Annotated in this window: 15 protein-coding genes; 6 read left to right on the forward strand and 9 right to left on the reverse strand. The window is 64.8% G+C overall.

The annotated features are described in order from the left end of the window. Window positions 1–5: 5 nt before the first annotated feature. Window positions 6–599, forward strand: a complete 594-nt coding sequence (locus V5F26_RS15000) for an SCO family protein (RefSeq protein ID WP_394946325.1) — start codon at window positions 6–8, stop codon at window positions 597–599. Here the strand turns inward: V5F26_RS15000 and V5F26_RS15005 are convergent. Continuing rightward, window positions 583–2,589, reverse strand: a complete 2,007-nt coding sequence (locus V5F26_RS15005) for a glycosyltransferase (RefSeq protein ID WP_394946483.1) — start codon at window positions 2,587–2,589, stop codon at window positions 583–585. The two genes, V5F26_RS15000 and V5F26_RS15005, sit on opposite strands and share 17 nt — an antisense overlap. Window positions 2,590–2,637: 48 nt before the next feature. Here V5F26_RS15005 and V5F26_RS15010 point away from each other — a divergent pair, with 48 nt between their 5' ends. Then, window positions 2,638–3,552 (forward strand): transporter substrate-binding domain-containing protein, encoded by a 915-nt coding sequence (locus V5F26_RS15010; RefSeq protein ID WP_394056648.1) that lies wholly within the window; start codon window positions 2,638–2,640, stop codon window positions 3,550–3,552. On the opposite strand, the gene V5F26_RS15015 is transcribed toward V5F26_RS15010, so the two are convergent. Continuing rightward, entirely contained in the window at window positions 3,546–4,178 is a 633-nt protein-coding gene (locus V5F26_RS15015) for a TetR/AcrR family transcriptional regulator (protein WP_234050536.1), read from the reverse strand. The genes V5F26_RS15010 and V5F26_RS15015 overlap by 7 nt on opposite strands. A gap of 96 nt (window positions 4,179–4,274) precedes the next feature. Here V5F26_RS15015 and V5F26_RS15020 point away from each other — a divergent pair, with 96 nt between their 5' ends. After that, window positions 4,275–4,529, forward strand: coding sequence for a hypothetical protein (locus V5F26_RS15020; protein WP_394056645.1), 255 nt, complete (start codon window positions 4,275–4,277; stop codon window positions 4,527–4,529). A gap of 51 nt (window positions 4,530–4,580) precedes the next feature. Continuing rightward, window positions 4,581–6,254 (forward strand): lysine--tRNA ligase, encoded by a 1,674-nt coding sequence (locus V5F26_RS15025; protein WP_234050538.1) that lies wholly within the window; start codon window positions 4,581–4,583, stop codon window positions 6,252–6,254. A gap of 154 nt (window positions 6,255–6,408) precedes the next feature. Here V5F26_RS15025 and V5F26_RS15030 read toward each other — a convergent pair whose 3' ends face one another. After that, complete coding sequence (locus tag V5F26_RS15030; RefSeq protein ID WP_394946484.1) at window positions 6,409–7,839, reverse strand: diguanylate cyclase domain-containing protein; 1,431 nt, start codon at window positions 7,837–7,839, stop codon at window positions 6,409–6,411. 181 nt (window positions 7,840–8,020) lie between these two features. On the opposite strand from V5F26_RS15030, the gene V5F26_RS15035 reads away from it, so the two are divergent. Beyond that, entirely contained in the window at window positions 8,021–8,656 is a 636-nt protein-coding gene (locus V5F26_RS15035; RefSeq protein ID WP_234050540.1) for a peroxiredoxin, read from the forward strand. A 57-nt stretch (window positions 8,657–8,713) separates the two neighbouring features. On the opposite strand, the gene V5F26_RS15040 is transcribed toward V5F26_RS15035, so the two are convergent. Together V5F26_RS15040 and V5F26_RS15045 are read right to left on the reverse strand one after the other, a co-directional pair. Further along, window positions 8,714–9,145: a CBS domain-containing protein gene (locus V5F26_RS15040; RefSeq protein ID WP_394056637.1), complete on the reverse strand. Its 432-nt coding sequence runs from the start codon at window positions 9,143–9,145 to the stop codon at window positions 8,714–8,716. Window positions 9,146–9,317: 172 nt separating this feature from the next. After that, window positions 9,318–9,986, reverse strand: a complete 669-nt coding sequence (locus V5F26_RS15045) for a rhomboid family intramembrane serine protease (protein ID WP_234055848.1) — start codon at window positions 9,984–9,986, stop codon at window positions 9,318–9,320. Between the two features lie 250 nt (window positions 9,987–10,236). Between V5F26_RS15045 and V5F26_RS15050 the strand changes: the two genes are divergently transcribed. Continuing rightward, entirely contained in the window at window positions 10,237–10,896 is a 660-nt protein-coding gene (locus V5F26_RS15050) for a transglutaminase-like cysteine peptidase (protein ID WP_234050543.1), read from the forward strand. 34 nt (window positions 10,897–10,930) lie between these two features. Here V5F26_RS15050 and V5F26_RS15055 read toward each other — a convergent pair whose 3' ends face one another. The 4 genes from V5F26_RS15055 to V5F26_RS15070 all read right to left on the reverse strand — a co-directional run bounded on the left by V5F26_RS15055 (window position 10,931) and on the right by V5F26_RS15070 (window position 17,184). Beyond that, complete coding sequence (locus V5F26_RS15055) at window positions 10,931–11,461, reverse strand: gamma carbonic anhydrase family protein (RefSeq protein WP_394946327.1); 531 nt, start codon at window positions 11,459–11,461, stop codon at window positions 10,931–10,933. Window positions 11,462–12,407: 946 nt separating this feature from the next. Then, window positions 12,408–13,319 (reverse strand): nucleotidyl transferase AbiEii/AbiGii toxin family protein, encoded by a 912-nt coding sequence (locus V5F26_RS15060; RefSeq protein ID WP_394946328.1) that lies wholly within the window; start codon window positions 13,317–13,319, stop codon window positions 12,408–12,410. Beyond that, window positions 13,309–13,872 (reverse strand): type IV toxin-antitoxin system AbiEi family antitoxin domain-containing protein, encoded by a 564-nt coding sequence (locus V5F26_RS15065; RefSeq protein ID WP_394946329.1) that lies wholly within the window; start codon window positions 13,870–13,872, stop codon window positions 13,309–13,311. Before V5F26_RS15065 ends, V5F26_RS15060 begins: the two co-directional genes overlap by 11 nt. Window positions 13,873–14,154: 282 nt before the next feature. Further along, window positions 14,155–17,184, reverse strand: a complete 3,030-nt coding sequence (locus V5F26_RS15070) for a type III restriction-modification system endonuclease (RefSeq protein WP_394946331.1) — start codon at window positions 17,182–17,184, stop codon at window positions 14,155–14,157. Window positions 17,185–17,188 lie beyond the last annotated feature (4 nt).

The raw sequence follows: 17,188 nt of genomic DNA on the forward strand, positions 1-17,188 counted from the left end.
GAGCCATGTCCCCCCGCACCAAGCTTCTGACCCTTTTCGGCGCCTTTGCCGCCGGCGCCCTGCTCCTCGTGGTGGGCGTCACGGCGCTGATCCCCGGCGCACCGCCCACGCAGACGAGCGCCGCGGCGGTGGGCGGCCCCTTCAAGCTGGTCGACCAGAATGGCGCGCCAGTCACCGAGAGCATCCTCAAGGGCAAGCCGAGCCTCATCTTCTTCGGCTTCACCCATTGCCCCGACGTGTGCCCCACGGCGCTCTTCGAGATGTCGGAGATCTTCCGCGCCCTCGGGCCCGATGCGGACAAGGTGCAGGCCCTGTTCGTATCGGTGGATCCGGAGCGGGACACGCCGGAGGTTCTCAAATCCTATCTCTCCAGCTTCTCGCCCCAGCTTCGCGGTCTGACCGGTACGGCGGACAATATCGAGACCATCAAGAAGGAATATCGGGTCTATTCCCGCAAGGTGCCCCTGGCCGATGGGGACTACACCATGGACCACACGGCAGTGGTCTACCTGATGGACAAGAACGGCACCTTCGTCGCGCCCTTCAACTCCAAGCAGGCGCCCGAGGCCGCGGCAGCCGAGCTCAAGCGCTATTTCTGACCACCCGCGAGCGCGGGGCCTGACGGCGCGTGGAGATTCCATGCGCCGTCTTCTCCCAGTGGTGCGGGCGGCGGACAAGGTCCGTCACGGCACGCCAGGCGGCCAGAGACAGCAGCAGCCAATAGAAGGGAAAGCTCAGGAGCAGCCCCGCCCGCAGCGCCATGCCGCGCCGCCTGAGGCCGGTGTGCAGGGTGAGCGCGGCGCTGCCATAGCCCACCACGAGGGTGACATAGGTGAGCGCCGAAATGCCCACCTCCACCCAGTTTGAGCCCGGATCCCAGAAATCCCCCCGAGCGAGGTGCCAGAACAGCAGCCCCACGCAGATGGGGTGCAGCAAGGTCGAGGCGAACGGGCCTGCGGTAAGCACCAGCACCGCCGCCGTTCCGCCCCAGCCGAGATCCGCCAGCAAGGCCCCCGGGTGGCGGCCGTGCACCAGCAGCGTCTGGGCCCAGCCCTTCAGCCAGCGGGTGCGCTGCCCCAGCCAGGCCTTGAGCGTGACCGGCGCCTCTTCAAAGGTACTTGAGGCAATGACCTCCGTGCGCCAGCCCGCACGGGAAAGGCGGACGCCCAGGTCCGCATCCTCCGTGACGTTGAAGGGGTCCCAGCCCCCCAGCTCCTCGAGAATATCGCGGCGGAAGTGGTTGGAGGTGCCGCCCAGCAGGATCGGCATGTTCAGCGCGCTGAGCGCCGGCAGGAGAACATCAAACTGGCCGGCATATTCGGCGGCGAAATGGCCGCTGATCCAGCATTCCGCGCCATTGTCCACGCACAGCCGCGCCTGGACGCAGGCCACCCGTGGCCCGCCGGCGCGAAACGCCGCCACCGCCCGCCTCAGCTGGTCTTCCTCGGGCTGGTCCTCCGCATCGAACACCGCCACATAACTGCCCCGGGCGAAGGCGAGCGCCGCATTGAGCGCCTTGGGCTTGGTGCGCGGCCCCACATCGGCCACCACCACTTCTTCCATATGCGCGGGCAGGCCCACTGCGGCGATGGCCTCGCGGGTCTGCCGGTCATCGGCCTCCACCACCAGTTTGATGTCGAGCTTTTCCGGCGGATAGTCGAGCGCCCGCATGGCCGCCACCAGCCGGGGGACGCTGGCCGCCTCCTTATAGAGCGGGATCAGCAGGCTATAGACGGGCAGATGCCGGTCATCGAGATCCAGCTCCGGCTCATCGCCAGACGGATCATAAAGGCACCCCGCCAGGCGCAGGGTGGTCCAGGAGAGGAAGACCGCCGAAAGCAGGGCCTGGACGGCGAGCAGCGCCACTTCCCCCGACACCAGCCAGACCATCGCCGCCGCCATCGCACCCGTCGCAGCGAGCAGCAGCAAGACCCGCTTTGAATCCAGCGTGCCGGCCGAGGAGGCCGGTGCCTTATCCCGGAACGCGAACGCCGCATCGCGCGCGATCGCCTCTCCCGCCTGCTCCATCACCTGCCGCCGCAGAGCCCCGGGGGCGATGAGGCGCATGCGCGCCCGCAACGGCGGATCCACCCGCAGCGCCCGTGCCAGACGAGACATGGAGCGGCCCCGCGCGGCGAGCGTGAAGACCACGCGCCCACCCGCATCGAGCCCCGCATGGACACCGGTGCGCAGCAGCCCCCTGGCCCAGTCCGCCACCTCTCCCGGTGCCGGCGCCTTGGGCGCGGCGAGATCGGCGACGCCCTCCACCACGGGCAAGCCAAGCCGCCGTGCCATGGCCTGGGCCGCCTGCGCATCGCTCACATGCCCGCCACAGCACAACACCTCATCGGCACCCACGCCCAGGCGGTGCGCGCGGCGCCACGCCCGCTGAAGCAGCGCGGCGGAGAGAGAGCCCTCGAACGCCGCCAGCTCAAAAGGCAAGGGCGGCGGCTCGTCCGCCGGCTGCTGCGGCGCCAGCACCTTTTCGCCAACGGGCTGGGCAAGCCGCGCTTCCGAAACCGCGCGGAAGGGCTTATTGGAAGCCCCGCTGGGCACACCCTTGCGGGCATGCAACGCCCCCGTCACCATACGCACCCCAACCCCACCGCGATGCAGCCTGTAGGTACTATGCGCACCATGGCACAACGAAGTCACGACAACCTTCGGCTGTCGGCGGGCCGCTGGGCGGCGGCGGGACTGGCTCTGCTCCTGGCGGTCTTTCTGGGCGGCGCGGCCCGCGCGGAATCCCCGCGGCCGGACGCGCCGACACGGGGCCTTTCCGGCCCGGTCGTGGTTCCGAACTTCTGGAACGTCGAGCGCCGGCTGGAGCGGCCCGACGCGGCCGATCTGCCCAAGGAACTGCGGATCGTCACGTCAGACGACTACCCGCCCTTCAATTTCATGAGCGCCGAGGGCGTGCTCACCGGTTTCAACGTGGATCTCGCCCGCGCCATCTGCGCCGAGCTCCAGGTGGCCTGCGCCATCCAGGCGGTGGCGTTCGACGGCCTGCTGGAGGCCATGGAGCAAGGGCGGGCTGACGCAGCCATTGCGGGCCTTGCCGCGACGCCCGCCAACCGCGCGGCCCTGGACTTTTCCGAGCGCTATCTCGGCACGCCGGCACGCTTCGTCGCCCGCAAGGGGAACGCCCCCTCCACCGCCATTCCGGAAACCGTGGCCAGCAAGCGAATAGCCGTGGTGTCCCGCACCGCGCACGAGGCCTATCTGCGCTCCTTCTTCAACGAAGCCGCCATCCGCCCCTATCCGGACCTGAAGAGCGCGCAGGCGGCGCTGCGCAACGGTGACGTGGACCTGTTGTTCGCGGACGGCATCACCCTGTCGCTGTGGCTGAACGGCACGGATTCCGCCGGCTGCTGCGTGTTCGTGGGCGGCGCCTTCACGGACAGCCGCTTCTTCGGCGAGGGCTTCGCCGTGGCGGTGAAGGCCGGAAACGACAAGCTGCGCCACGCCATGGACTATGCCCTCCAGCGCATCTGGGAAAAGGGCGTCTATACGGATCTCTACCTGCGCTGGTTCCCCATCGGCTTCTATTGAGGTGATCCGGCCAGGGTGCGCGCCACCGTCTCGATGCCCTGCGGATCGTCCGCAATCGTATCGGTGAGAAGGCGCACCCAGTTGAAGCCGATATAAAGCGCAAGCAGATGCGGCACCGCCTCGCCCCGGATCTCCCCCCGCGCGGCGGCCTCATCAAACATGGCCCGAACATCCTTGAGCCGCTCGGGAAGGAACTTGTCGCGCAGGGCGGCCAGCGCCGCTTCACTGGTCTGCGCCTCGGCGATCAAGGCGCGGAAGGTGCGGCCCGAAGGCGTGGTGCGCCAGAACGTCCATAGCGCCCGCGTGTAGGCCAGAAGGTCGCTCCACAGCGCCCCGGTTTCCGGCGGCACAAGGGCGGCGCTCTTCTCGGCGCTGTACACGTCGATGAAAAGATCCGTCTTGGTGGGCCACCAGCGGTAGATGGTGGGCTTGCCCGCCCCCGCCCGCCGCGCCACCTCGTCGATGGAAAACCCGGAATAGCCCTTCTCCGCCAGAAGGCCGCGGGCCGCTTCCAGGATCGCCGCCTCCGCCTCGGGGTTGCGCCGGGCACCGATGGACGCCCGGCGGCGGCCCTCCCCGGCATGGTCTTGGTGCGGGCCCTCGACCCGTGATGCGTCGCGCGTCAAATCCTCGCTCCTCAGGCACCCCTTGATAAACGATACGGCTCGTTTATATAGAACTCAATCGAAACGGATCGTTTCGGAACTGCAAGGATGCCCACGATGCCCCGCTTGCGTACTCTCTTTCACCTGCCCACCCTCTTTCACCTGCCCACCCTTGCCCACCTGCGTTTTCTCGGCCTGATGATGGTTGGCGCCTATCTTCTCATCAACCTCATCCTGGCCCTGCTGTCTCCCCTCACCGTCGATTGGCCGGTGTGGGCCACCACTTTGTGCGCGGTGCCGCCCATGGTGGTGGGCATGGTGCATGTTGTTCTGCCCCTGTCGCGGGGCCGTGGCGCGTCTCGTGCGCGTTGACGCAACCCTCGCGCCTTCCTAAGTATCGCGCTCCATTTTTTGGAGTTTGTCATGACTGAAGCCTCGTCCGCCCTTGCTGCCCCGGCCGAACTCGCCGGTGAGCTGAAGCGCGTCGCCGAGACGGCCACCGCCTGGCCGTTCGAGGAGGCACGCAAGCTGGTGGAGCGGCTGAAGCGCAAACCCAAGGATGAGGTGCTGTTCGAGACCGGCTACGGCCCCTCGGGCCTGCCGCATATCGGCACCTTCGGCGAGGTGGCCCGCACCACCATGGTGCGCCACGCCTTCCGCATCCTCACCGAGGACAAGGTGAAGACGCGCCTGCTGTGCTTCTCCGATGACATGGACGGCATGCGCAAGATTCCGGAAAACGTGCCGGATCCGGCGGCCCTGAAGCCCTATCTTCAGATGCCGCTCACGCGCGTGCCCAATCCCTTTGGCGGCGACTATCCGAGCTTCGGCGACCACAACAACGCCATGCTCCGCCGCTTCCTCGACACCTTTGGCTTCGATTACGAGTTCGCCAGCGCCACGGACTATTACACCTCCGGCAAGCTTGATCCGATCCTGCTGAAGGCCACGGAAAAGTATGATGACATCATGGCCATCATGCTGCCCACCCTCGGCGAGGAGCGCCAGGCCACCTATTCCCCGTTCCTGCCCATCTCGCCCACTTCCGGGCGGGTGCTCTATGTGCCGCTGAAGGACGTGAATGCCAAGGCCGGCACCATCACGTTCACCGACGAGGACGGGCAGGACAAGACCCTCCCCGTCACCGGCGGCCATGTGAAGCTGCAGTGGAAGCCCGACTTCGGGGCGCGCTGGGCCACGCTCGGCGTCGACTTCGAGATGTTCGGCAAGGACCACCAGACCAACGCGCCGATCTATGACCGCATCTGCGAGGTTCTGGGAGGCACCGCGCCCGAGCACTTCGTGTATGAGCTGTTCCTTGATGAGAAGGGACAGAAGATCTCCAAGTCGAAGGGCAATGGCCTGACCATCGACGAGTGGCTGACCTATGCCAGCCCGGAGAGCCTCGCGCTCTACATGTTCCAGTCGCCGCGCTCGGCCAAGAAGCTGCATTTCGACGTCATTCCGAAGGCGGTGGACGAGTATTTCAACTTCCTCGCCCGCTATCCCCAGCAGGATTGGAAGCTGCGCTTCGGCAATCCCGTGTGGCACATCCATTCCGGCAACCCGCCCAAGGTGGACATGCCGGTGTCGTTCACCATGCTGCTGAACCTGGCCTCCGCCTCCAATACCGAGGACGAGGCGGTGCTGTGGGGCTTCCTCAACCGGCACGTCGCCGGGGTTTCCGCCGACACCCACCCCAAGCTCGCCGAGCTGGTGCGCTATGCGGTGAAGTACTTCCACGATTTCGTGAAGCCCAACAAGGTGTTCCGCGCGCCGGACGAGGTCGAGCGGGCGGCCCTCGCGAGCCTCGATGCGGCGCTCGCCGCCCTGCCCGCCACCGCCACCGCCGACGACATCCAGACCGCGCTTTACGACGTCGCGCGCCCCATCCCGCGCTATCAGGACCTGAAGGCCAAAGGTGCGACGCCGGAGCGCCCCGGCGTCTCGGTGGAGTGGTTCAATACCCTGTACCAGGTGCTGCTGGGCCTGGAGCGCGGCCCGCGCTTCGGCTCGTTCGTGGCGATCTATGGTGTTCCGGAGACCCGCGCCCTCATCGCCAAGGCGCTTACGGGCGACCTTGCCGGCGCGGCCTGAAGCCTTGCCCCACGCGTATTGAAAAAGGGCCCGTGAGCTTGCTCGCGGGCCCCTTTTTTATGTGTCTCGGGCGTTCGTAATGAAGCCGCCGGGTCACGTGGGAGGCCACGCGGGGAACGAAGCAAACGGCCCCGCTCCTTCCGTGGCAGCGACCTCAAGGCGGAGACAGCTGCACGCCTTTGTCGAGCCGTGCGGGATCCGCGCCGCGGTCCGCGGGCCCGGGGCTTCCCGCGATGACATAGCGGTTTCGCCCGCCTTCCTTCGCCAGATACAGGGCCCGGTCCCCCTCGCGCAGCAGCGCCCCGACGCTGCAGCCGGCCGCGACCAGCTCCGGGCTCGCCACGGCGATGCCAACGCTGAGCCCCACTTCCACAACGGTGCCCTGGCAGGGAATCGGCTGCCCGGTAAGCTCGATCAGCCGGGAGGAAAGGCGCTCCGCGCGCTCCTGCGGATCCGCTCCCGCCGCCAGCACCACCACGAACTCATCGCCCCCCAGCCGCGCCACGAGATCGTCCTTGCCACCAGCCTGCAGAAAGCGATCAGCCACCGTCCGCAGGACGACATCGCCCGCCTCATGGCCGCGCGTGTCATTGATTTGCTTGAAGCGGTCCAGGTCGAGGCAGAGCAGGGCGAAGCCCGAGGCCGTGCGCTGGGCGCGCGCCAGCTCCATGTCCAGGCGCTCCTGCAGCAGGCTGCGGTTGGCCAGGCCCGTCAGCGCATCGTGCGCGGCGAGATAAGCCAAGCGGGCCTCGGCGGCCTTGCGCCGGGAAATGTCGCGCACCGACACGACATAGCCGTCCGGCTGCCCGGTCCTGCGGTCATAGGTCAGGCGGATGAAGGCCTCGATCCACACCCAGCTGCCATCTTTGTGGCGCTGGCGCTGCTCGCTGCACCCCTGCTCCAAATGCCCTTCACGCACCTGCCGCATCAGCTCGCGGAATTCAGGAAGATCGTCGGGATGCACCAGCTCTATGGCGCGCCGCCCCACCAGTTCAGCTGGCTCGTAACCCAACAGTGTCCGAACCGCCGGCGACACATAGAGGCGCACGCCGTCCAGCGTCCCACGCACGATGGTGTCGGTCGAATGGTCGGCGAGCAGCCGGTAAAGGTCCGCCTGCTCGCGGGCCCGGCGCGCCGTCGCCTCCACGCGGTATTGAGCTGCGGCCAGGGTGCCAAATGCGCGAAGGCGCTGGCGCATGTCCGGTGGAAAGGGCCGCGCCTGCGTATCCACCAGCACCAGAGCAGCCGGGGCGGTCTGGGCTTGGGGCTCATCGCCACCCTCCACGAGGGCCACGGCAGCGCAGAACCCTGCGTCGGTACATTGCGAAGGAAAGGCACCCGTGAGGTCGGGCGCCATGGCCTCCACGTCCTCAATCACCTCCACGGCGCAGGTCTGCCCGGCGCGCCTGCGCATCTCCTCCAGTCCGTCAGCAAGCGGCGCGGCACCGCTTTCGTCACAAGCGCGGACCACAGTGGCACAGCTCACGCCAAAGACCTCGCGCGCGAGCTGGCACAGCGCGTCGTCAGCGCGCGCGAGCTGTGCTTCCAGCTCGTCCCTGGCCACACCGGGCGCTGCCACGGTCATCGGCACTTCACCCCCTCCCCAACGCAATGGCGCACTGCCGCTGCATCATAGGGTCACCGACCGGCCGACGCACCTCCCGCTCCGCCCTTGCTGCATCGCGACACATTATTTGCTAATATCCATCGACTTAGTTATATATTATCGCCAACGCCGATCGATGGCTGAATCATTGGAGAGAGACATGAGCCTGCGCCTTGGGGACGTCGTTCCCGACTTCACCGCCGAAACCACCGAGGGGCCCATCTCCTTCCATTCCTGGCTCGGAGACAGCTGGGGCATCCTCTTCTCCCACCCCAAGAATTTCACGCCGGTGTGCACCACCGAGCTGGGCCAGGTGGCTCATCTCAAGGGGGAGTTCGACAAAAGGGGCGTGAAGGTGATCGGCCTTTCGGTCGACGCGGTCGAGAACCACCCGGCATGGGTTCAGGACATCAAGGACGCCACCGGCGCCACTTTGAACTTTCCCCTCATCGCCGATGCGGACCGAAAAGTCTCGACCCTTTATGACCTGATCCACCCCAATGCCAGCGACACGGCAACGGTGCGCTCTGTCTTCATCATCGGGCCGGACAAGAAGCTCAAGCTGTCGATCACCTATCCCGCCTCCACCGGGCGGAACTTCCAGGAAATCCTGCGGGTGATCGATTCTCTCCAGCTCACCGCACACCATTCGGTGGCGACCCCGGTGGACTGGAAGCCAGGCGACGACGTCATCATCGTGCCGTCGCTGTCCGACGCTGCGGCGAAGGAGAAGTTTCCCGAGGGGTGGAAGGCCGTGAAGCCCTATCTGCGGCTGGTGCCGCAGCCTGGCAAGTGACGGGCCGGGCCCCGCGCCTCGCCGTCCGGTCGGCCCCAGGGCCGACCGGAACCAGTTTCAGGCCGACATGATGTAGTCGCGCAGGGCCGCGTGCTCGCGCTCCATCTCCTCCACGCGGTACTTCACCACGTCGCCGATGGAGATGATGCCCACGAGGCGGTCCCCATCCACCACGGGCACGTGACGGAAGCGGCCGCGCGTCATGCGCTCCATGATCATGGGAATGGTTTCGTCGGCGGTGCAGGTCACCACCGCCCGCGTCATCACCTGTTCGAGCGGCAGCGACAGCGCTTCGGTTCCCCGCTCTCCGAGCAGGCGCACAACGTCGCGCTCCGAGATGATGCCTTCCACACCCATGTGCCCGTCCACCACCACGATGGCGCCGATGTGATGGCGCGCCAGGCGCGCCACCGCCTCACTCACGGTCGCCTGTGGAGAGATGGTGACGATATCCCCGCCCTTATGCTGCAGAATTCTGCTCACGGTCATTGGCGTCCTCTCCCTTTCGGAATCCGGCCGGGGTCCGGTGTGGCCCGGTTGCTTTTGCCCGTGCCGGCCTGCTCCAAGGGAAAGGATCACTCGCAATGGCCGCCGACGCAAGTGCGCTTCGCACTCGCGCAACGTCAAGCTGTAGCGATATACCGGATGTTGGGATTCCGCCTCAGCGCCCCCGGGGACGCGCCACGGGATCGAACAGGCCGAATAGCAGCAGGCCGGCGGCAAAGCCGCCCACATGGGCCTGCCAGGCCACTTCCGCCCCCTCCGTTCCCGGCATGGAAACACCCAGGCCGAACAGCAGGTTGAGGCCAAACCAGATGGCGATGAAAATGAGCAGCTGCGGGTTCTTCAGGCTTTGCAGCAGGGATTCGGCCGGGTGGTGGTCGCCCGCCCCCATTCCGCCGGCCAGGATGCCCCCGGGCGACACGGCGAACCGCATCGCCGCCGCCATGGCCCCCGACACCGTCGCCGAAGCGCCGATCAGGGGCGCGATGCCGTCCGGATAAGCCAGATAGTGCGCCCCGGCGCCCGCGGCCGCGGTGACCACGCAAAACAGCAGAAAACGCAGGGTGCCGAACCGGCGCGCCACCGGTGTTCCGAACGCCAGGAACCAGATGAGGTTGACGCCAAGGTGCATCCAATTGGCGTGGAGCAGCGCATAGCTCACCACGGACCACACCTTCGGCCCCCAGCCGCCCGGCAGATAGAACATCGTATCTGGCAGGCTGTATCGCGCCGGGATGAAGGCGAAATAGGTCAGCACCTCCAGGTCCGCCGCCTGGCTGAGGATGAGCACACGCACTGCATGGATCATGATCAGCGTGAGCGCCACGCCGACGATGCTCGCAGGCAGATTAAAGACCGGCTCGCGAGCCGGCGCGGGGGGAAGAGGCGGACGGTACAGCACGCTTCCGACATAGGCAGGCGCACCGCCCTCGGCAAGGAAAATTCCCCGTCCCGCGCGCGCCGCGATAGCGGGCCCTCCACAGGGCTTCAGGCCGTTAAGGTTAATAGAAGGTTGACGAAGCAATTGCGGCCGAGGTGAGGCATTATCATTTTGTTAACTTCTGCGGATGCCCGCGATGTCGAAGCGTTTGCCCCGGACCCTGCTGCAGATTCTGCTCTCCATGGCGCTGCTGTGTGCCGGCCTCGCCACGGCTGGGGCCCAGGAACAGCGCTTCGCCAATCTCTCGGCGGCGTTCGCACCCCGCCACCTGGGCGAAGGGCGCAGCACCAGCGCGCCGGCGGGCTACACCCGCTTCTGTGCCGAGCACCCCCGTGACTGCGGCAACTCAGGCCCGGCGGTTGCCGTCATCCATCTCGATAACAACAAGGCGGCCGAGCTCGACCGCGTGAACCGCGGCGTTAACGCCCGCATTCAGCCGGAGACCGATCTCGACCACTATGGCGAGACCGAGCGCTGGGCCTATCCCGACGACGGCAAGGGCGACTGCGAGGACTATGTGCTGGAAAAGCGCCGCACGCTGCTCAACCTCGGTTGGCCGGGCTCCGCGCTTCTGATCACCGTTGTGCGCGACCGCGAGGGCGACGGCCATGCGGTGCTCACCGTCATCACTGATCGTGGTGATCTCATCCTCGACAACCAGGAAGACGACATCGTGTCCTGGAAGGACACCGGCTACCGCTTCGTGAAGCGCCAGTCCCAGGCACGGGCCACCGATTGGGTGTCCCTCGGCGACACACTGGTGCCGCCCCCACCGGTGGTGGGTGGCGGGCGCTGAGGCGCCCTGCCCTCCCCTTCGGCTGCCCTCCGCGTCAGTCGACCCGCACGAAACCCTCGGCATAGCGCCGGCCATTGCGCTGGTAATTGGCCGCGCTCTTGGCGAGCCCTTCCACCGCTGCGTCGTCCAGCGCGCGCACCGCCTTGGCCGGCGAGCCCACGATGAGGGAGCGCTCGGGAAAGGTCTTGCCCTCGGTCACCAGCGCGCCGGCGCCCACCAGGCTGTTGGCGGGGATAACGGCGCGGTTGAGCACGGTGGCGCCCATGCCCACCAGGCTGTTGTCACCGATGGAGCAGCCGTGAAGGATGACATTGTGGCCCACGGTCACGTTGGTGCCGATGGTCAGCGGGCAGCCGGGATCGGTGTGGAGGACGCTGTTTTCCTGAATGTTACTGCCCTCGCCCACCACGATGGGCTCATTGTCGCCACGCAGGACGGCGCCAAACCAGATGCTCGCCCCCTCCTTGACGATGACCCGGCCGATGAGCACCGCCGTGGGCGCGATCCAATAGTTTCCGGAAGTGGGAAGCTCGGGGGCGACACCGTCGAGCGCATAAAGCGGCATGGCTGATCCTCCTGTCGGGCCGGTTCTCGCCCTCCCCTACAGCCAAAGACCGGACGAGGCTAGGGACCGGGCCCCGCGATGAAGGCCAGGCGGCGTGCGCAGCCGCGCCGATGGCGGGCATGGAGGTGGAAGCGCATCATGCCGCGCGGCCGCACGGCACCACCAGTCAGTCTGGCGAAAGGGATTTCGACCTTGCTGCGTGGTCGACGGAATATGCAGCGATAGCGCTCATGCCGATAGCGGCATTCCGGTGATGAACACGCCACGCTCTTTCCTTTGCGCCGTCGATGGCAGCGCCAAGTAACGCATGGCCAACGCGCTCACCGGCCGATGGGGCGCGGCCGACATCGGCTGCAACGCGTAATGCCTACCCTCGGCCCCGGGGGCATTCCCCCCGGCGGTCGGTCCGTCACATAACGATATGCGCCCGTTTATCCCTCACCCGCGGCACGTCATTTCCAGTCCAAATGGACCATAGCGCACCCCAACACGCCCGGCATTACTATTGAGAAAGCTGTATATCCCCGTGGGACACGCATTGTCCCACCACTCGCTCAGCTGACACAGCTCACGCCTCGCGGCTCCATAGTCAATAACATCGCTCAACCTGATCGACACCAACGGTAGAGCCCATCACAACAACAATAGGCACACCACGGGAGACACCGCGGCCTGCCCCTCATTCCCACTCGATGATTAACCGAAGCGGTAAGTATTTGAATTTTCGATGAGTGTAAAACGGAGAAATCGACTACTACCGTCAGATATACCGTCATATTCATACGCAATTGTTTTTCCACAATAAATGTGGCGCGGTGCGCGGCGTCGATCTGTACGTTTGCATTATATACCAAGCGCGGGAGAAATAGCTAGGCCGATCACAAATGTTCGCGATTGACTGCGATAGACGGTGAAGCCGCGCGCGCGTTCCGAGCTGCTCTGCGGGCTACGCATTCGATGTCCTCCAGCCTTCGCCGGGCTTCCAACGCTCATCCCTTTCAGCGGGCGCGATCAAGGGAAGCAGAAATCCGGCAAGGTCGGAGACAACGACAGCCAGATCGGTCGGCGCCGAGGCCATTCGCTCTCGCCCCAGAAAGGCCCTCCACTGTCGCCCCCAAGCTTCGACGTAAGCACCGCTCAGACCGATCGGCTTCTCAGTTGGAAGCATGGTCACGCGCCGTGCAAAGGTCTGACGGACGGCCTCTGCAAGTGATGCCCGGTCAAATTCGAACGTCTGCGCGATCAGCCAGAGGTCGTAGAAATCCTTCAGCCGGCTATTCGCGATGCCGAGCAGCACGAGCGCCTGGAATTTCTCGGCCACCACGGTCGTCACCGGATAGGCGCGCAGGCGGGGCGCTGGCGCGTCGAGCAGCGGCGGATAGACGATTTCGACCGGTCCTGGCGTGACGGCATCACCAAAGCCGATGTCGACCTGTATCGGAACGCGGGCACCGGCGATTGTTGCGGAGGTGCGCACGCGAATGCCGCCGTATTCTACGTCTTCCCGGATCGGAACAGCCGTGATCGCTCCGATATCGAACTCCACGCCATCATCATCGACAGGCTGCCCGCAGATCTCGCGAAAGGTCCCGCCGATCGCCTCAGGGCTGCTTTCGCCATAGCCGAGAAAATCGAGATCGCGTGTCGGCCGGAATGGGTCTTCCACCCAGGTCACGAACAGCATCGCCCCTTTCAGAACGAAGCGGTCGCGATGGGGTGATTGGCTCAGCCGGTAGAGAAGCCGTTCCAGCGCGTAGCGCGTCAGCAGAATCTGAAAGTCCGTGCGTTCGACGCGAGACCGGTCGAGCAGGCGAGCCCGGACCGAGGCGCCGACATTTTTTCTCGGTTCACGCGCCATCGGCCACCATCGCCTCCACATAGGGCTTCATGGTCGACCAGACCTTGCCTTTGGTCCCATAGGTCCAGAGCTGGTCGCTTGTGACTTTCCGCTGTCGAAGTCCCTCACGCAGGCCTTCCAGGGCGATATCCAGTCCGATCTTCGCCCGATAGCGAAAGCAATCGACGATCGTCCGCGCCGGATTGGTGATCGCCACCTCGACGCCTTCGATGGAGCGCCGCTCCACACCTTCTGTCAGCGAGGGACCGGTGAAGCGCACGAAGCGAATGGGTGGATAGTCGATCTTGGGACGCCAGGCGGTGCGATCGATGGCCATCCAAACGGCCGACGGCATTTGCAGCGTCAGCTCGTGGAACTGCAGCGCCGAGGTCAGACAGATGACGCCTTTGGGAACGAGCAGCGATGCTTCGGCCAGGACGCGCGCCGCATCGCCCGAGCTATCCGCGAGCTGATAGAGACCGCGCGCGGGACGAATGACCTCGCCGTCCCGGACAAGACGCGCCAGGGTTTCGGGCGCGATGCCGCGGGCGGCAAAGTCCTTCAGCCGCATCATGGGACACGTCTTCAGCAGCTTGAGCGCTTGGGCGCGTTGCGAGTCCATGGCCGTAGCGATGTGATGTTTCCTCGGCAGATTCAAAATATAGCAGAGGTTTTATCACATTTACAGGAAAGGGCAAATCCGATGCGATCGCCCTTTCAAGGGGCCACCGCATCGGCGGCACCAAAAGACTAGCTTCAGCTCTGCTGGCGCCCCCCTTACCTCGATGACGGCACATATTCACGCCCGTTGGCGCAAGGCAAATGACTGGCAGCAGCCCTCGCGAACGATGCCGCCTTATGTGTGATCCATCAGGTCGTCGACGGTTCTCGCCTTGATGTAGCGAGCCGGGTTCGGCCCGGAGGCGAGCGCGCTGAAGTGCGCCTCCCCGCACGCGATCTTGCCGGCTTCGATGTCGCGCAAGTCATCGACGAAGAGACTGCCTTTGGTCTCCACAACGAAGTACAGGCGCTCCTCGCCGCTGACTTCGACCAGAACCGCCCAATCGGGATTGTAGGTACCGAGTGGAGTCGGCACTTTGAACCATGCGGGCAGCTTGGCGTAGATCTTCACAGCTTCGTTCTTTTCGAGCTGCTCGGCGAATGTCCGCTCGACACCTCCGGAATCATAGACGACGTGCTCGAAGACCGACTTCTGCGCGTCCTTGAGCATGTTGCGCAGATAGCCGGTCAGTTCCTCCTGCGCGAAAAGCTCCTGCGCGTAATAGTGCTCGTCGCCGATCCGCTGATATTTGATGCCATCCACAATGGCCAAGCGCTTCGTCCGGTTGATCACTTCACCAGCGATCTCGATGAACGCCTGCGGATTGCGCTTGAAGTCGGTCAAGCGGCCGCACTCGGTCAGAATGCGGACGAGGCTCTTGCGGGTGAGTTGGGTCCGGTCCTGAAGATCGGTCAGCACGTCGGGCAGGACGATATCGCCTTCCTCGATCGTGATGATGGTTCCGCTGTTCTTGTCGTGCTCCTTGGCCTCGACACCACCTTGCCCAATGGAAAGATCGGCCTTCCTGACCCGCACCCGAGCTTTCGACACCGGCGGGCCATTGGCGATGGCCTTGGCACAATCGGTGATCAGCTTCTCGTTGTCGAAGTGAACGCGATACGTCGTCTTATGTTTGATGCGATCCCAGAGCGCCTGGAACTCGGCGCTTTCGAGAATGGCCTGCCTTGTCTTGACGGTGACGCGCTCGTCGGCATTCTTGATGTCGAGCTTCCCGGCGACCTTCTTCAGCACGTCACGAACCGCGCCAAGATGGGCGGCGAGCGCCACCGGCAGCGCGAGCGTTCCGTCCTTCAGGGCGGTGCGCAGCGTGTCCTGCACCTTGCCCTTGGTGTCGACGAAGCCCTCGGCCTTCAGGTGATCGAAGATGGCGGCCGACTCCTCGAAACCCAGCATTCCGGTCGAGCCGTCCGGATTGACCACCGGAATGGTCGCGAACTGGTGCTTTTCGACGATGCCGAATTTGATGCCGGTGTCCTTCTCGATCTCCTTCTGCAGGTTCTCGGCGAAGTCCTCATAGCTCTCGGTGGCGATGACGGTCAGGGTATTGATGTCGAAGCCGCGCAAGCGTTCGCCATTCTGATTCACGCACAGTCTAAGACCACGGCCGATGGTCTGCCGCCGCTCGCGCTCGGTGCCGATCTCGCGGAGCGCGCAGATCTGGAAGACGTTGGGATTGTCCCACCCCTCCTTCAGGGCCGAGTGCGAGAAGATGAACTTCAGCTTCGTATCGAAGCTGAGCAGCTTCTCCTTGTCCTTCATAATCAGGTTATAGGCGCGCTCGGCATTGTCGCGCCCCGCCTGATTGTTGTCGGCCGTGTCGGTCCAGCGCCGCGCCTTGTCGATCGAGAAATAGCCGTCATGCACCTCTTCGGCTTCCGACGTAACGTCGACCTCTTTGAATAGGCTGACGAAGTCGGGAAGCTTCGCCGCGCGGCGATACTCTTCCTCGAAGATGCGGGCATATTTGCCCTTCACGGGATTTCCATCAGCGTCGTATGACCGGTAGTGCTCCACCGCATCGATGAAGAACAGGCTCAGCACCTTGATACCGAGCGGCGCCAAGCGCTTTTCCTTTTCCAGATGCTCGTGGATCGTGCGGCGGATCATCAGGCGCTTCAGAGCGTCGGCATCGACATCGCCGACGGCTTGGCCGGGCTGGAGAAACTCTTCACTCCCCGGCAGCTTCACCTCCAGGAGCTGATTGTCGCGTCCGGCGCGAATCTCGCCGATGCGGCAGTCGGCGTAGATCGCGCGCTTGGTCAGTTGCTCCAGGTCATCGCCATCCTGAACCGTCACCTCCTGGCGACGCACTTGCTTGCCGTCGAGCACGTCGATTTCGACGCGGGCGGTGATCGTTCCCTTGGCGTTGCTGGCGGAGACGAAGCGGACGTAGGCCTTGTTGTGGCCGCCCTCCACTTCGAGCGAAGCGACCTCGATCTGCTTGACCAGCTTGCGCTCGTAGGCGTCGACCGCGTCGAGGCGGAACACCATGTGATGCTTGTCGACGTGGGTCGCCGAATAGCGCAGCGTGCAAAGCGGATTCATCTCGCCGAGGGCGTTCTTGCCTGCGCCGGAAAGGCCACCGTCGACGCTCTGCGGTTCGTCCACAATCAGGATTGGCCGGGTCGCGCGGATGAGGTCGATCGGCCGTTCGCCGCCCGTCTTCTCGCTGTCTTTGTAGAGGTTGTTCACATCCTTCTTGTTGATGGCGCCGACCGTCACCACCATGATCTGGATGTTGGGACTGGTCGCGAAGTTGCGCACCTGTCCGAGCTTGGCGGAATCGTAGAGAAAATAGTCGAAGGGCTGGCCCGAATAGAGGCCCTTGAAGTGCTCTTCGGTGATCTGCAGCGTCTTGTAGACGCCCTCCTTGATCGCCACCGACGGCACGACGATGACGAATTTGGTGAAGCCGTAGAGCTTGTTCAGCTCGAAAATGGTGCGGAGATAGACATAGGTCTTGCCCGTGCCCGTCTCCATTTCCACCGTGAAGTCGCCGGAGGTCAGCGCAGACGATGGCGCCAAGCCATTGCGGAGCTGGATATCCTTCAGATTGGCGATGATCTCGTCATCCAGCAGCGTGAGCCGATTGCCGATGCCGAGTTCGCTTTCGACCAGCCCGAGCTCTGACTGCGCATCGAGAGCCGCATCTTCCTTCAATCGACCGATACCGCCAGCCTTGCCCGTGCCGAAGGCGGTGACGGTGAACTCGGTACGGTTGATCTCCTGGCCACGGAACAGGTCCGCGACGGCTTCGATCGCGCGTTTCTGGTAGTCGAGATCGGGCTCGAAATGCAGTTTCATCGAC

It is taken from the genome of Xanthobacter variabilis, from assembly GCF_043831965.2.
Classification (GTDB): domain Bacteria; phylum Pseudomonadota; class Alphaproteobacteria; order Rhizobiales; family Xanthobacteraceae; genus Xanthobacter.

Bases quoted from the DNA above. Each gene is read 5' to 3' on its own strand.
- V5F26_RS15000 (WP_394946325.1), top strand. From the start codon at position 6: ATGTCCCCCCGCACCAAGCTTCTGACCCTTTTCGGCGCCTTTGCCGCC.
- V5F26_RS15005 (WP_394946483.1), bottom strand. From the start codon at position 2,589: ATGGTGACGGGGGCGTTGCATGCCCGCAAGGGTGTGCCCAGCGGGGCT.
- V5F26_RS15010 (WP_394056648.1), top strand. From the start codon at position 2,638: ATGGCACAACGAAGTCACGACAACCTTCGGCTGTCGGCGGGCCGCTGG.
- V5F26_RS15020 (WP_394056645.1), top strand. From the start codon at position 4,275: ATGCCCCGCTTGCGTACTCTCTTTCACCTGCCCACCCTCTTTCACCTG.
- V5F26_RS15025 (WP_234050538.1), top strand. From the start codon at position 4,581: ATGACTGAAGCCTCGTCCGCCCTTGCTGCCCCGGCCGAACTCGCCGGT.
- V5F26_RS15030 (WP_394946484.1), bottom strand. From the start codon at position 7,839: ATGACCGTGGCAGCGCCCGGTGTGGCCAGGGACGAGCTGGAAGCACAG.
- V5F26_RS15035 (WP_234050540.1), top strand. From the start codon at position 8,021: ATGAGCCTGCGCCTTGGGGACGTCGTTCCCGACTTCACCGCCGAAACC.
- V5F26_RS15040 (WP_394056637.1), bottom strand. From the start codon at position 9,145: ATGACCGTGAGCAGAATTCTGCAGCATAAGGGCGGGGATATCGTCACC.
- V5F26_RS15050 (WP_234050543.1), top strand. From the start codon at position 10,237: ATGTCGAAGCGTTTGCCCCGGACCCTGCTGCAGATTCTGCTCTCCATG.
- V5F26_RS15055 (WP_394946327.1), bottom strand. From the start codon at position 11,461: ATGCCGCTTTATGCGCTCGACGGTGTCGCCCCCGAGCTTCCCACTTCC.
- V5F26_RS15060 (WP_394946328.1), bottom strand. From the start codon at position 13,319: ATGGCGCGTGAACCGAGAAAAAATGTCGGCGCCTCGGTCCGGGCTCGC.
- V5F26_RS15065 (WP_394946329.1), bottom strand. From the start codon at position 13,872: ATGATGCGGCTGAAGGACTTTGCCGCCCGCGGCATCGCGCCCGAAACC.
- V5F26_RS15070 (WP_394946331.1), bottom strand. From the start codon at position 17,184: ATGAAACTGCATTTCGAGCCCGATCTCGACTACCAGAAACGCGCGATC.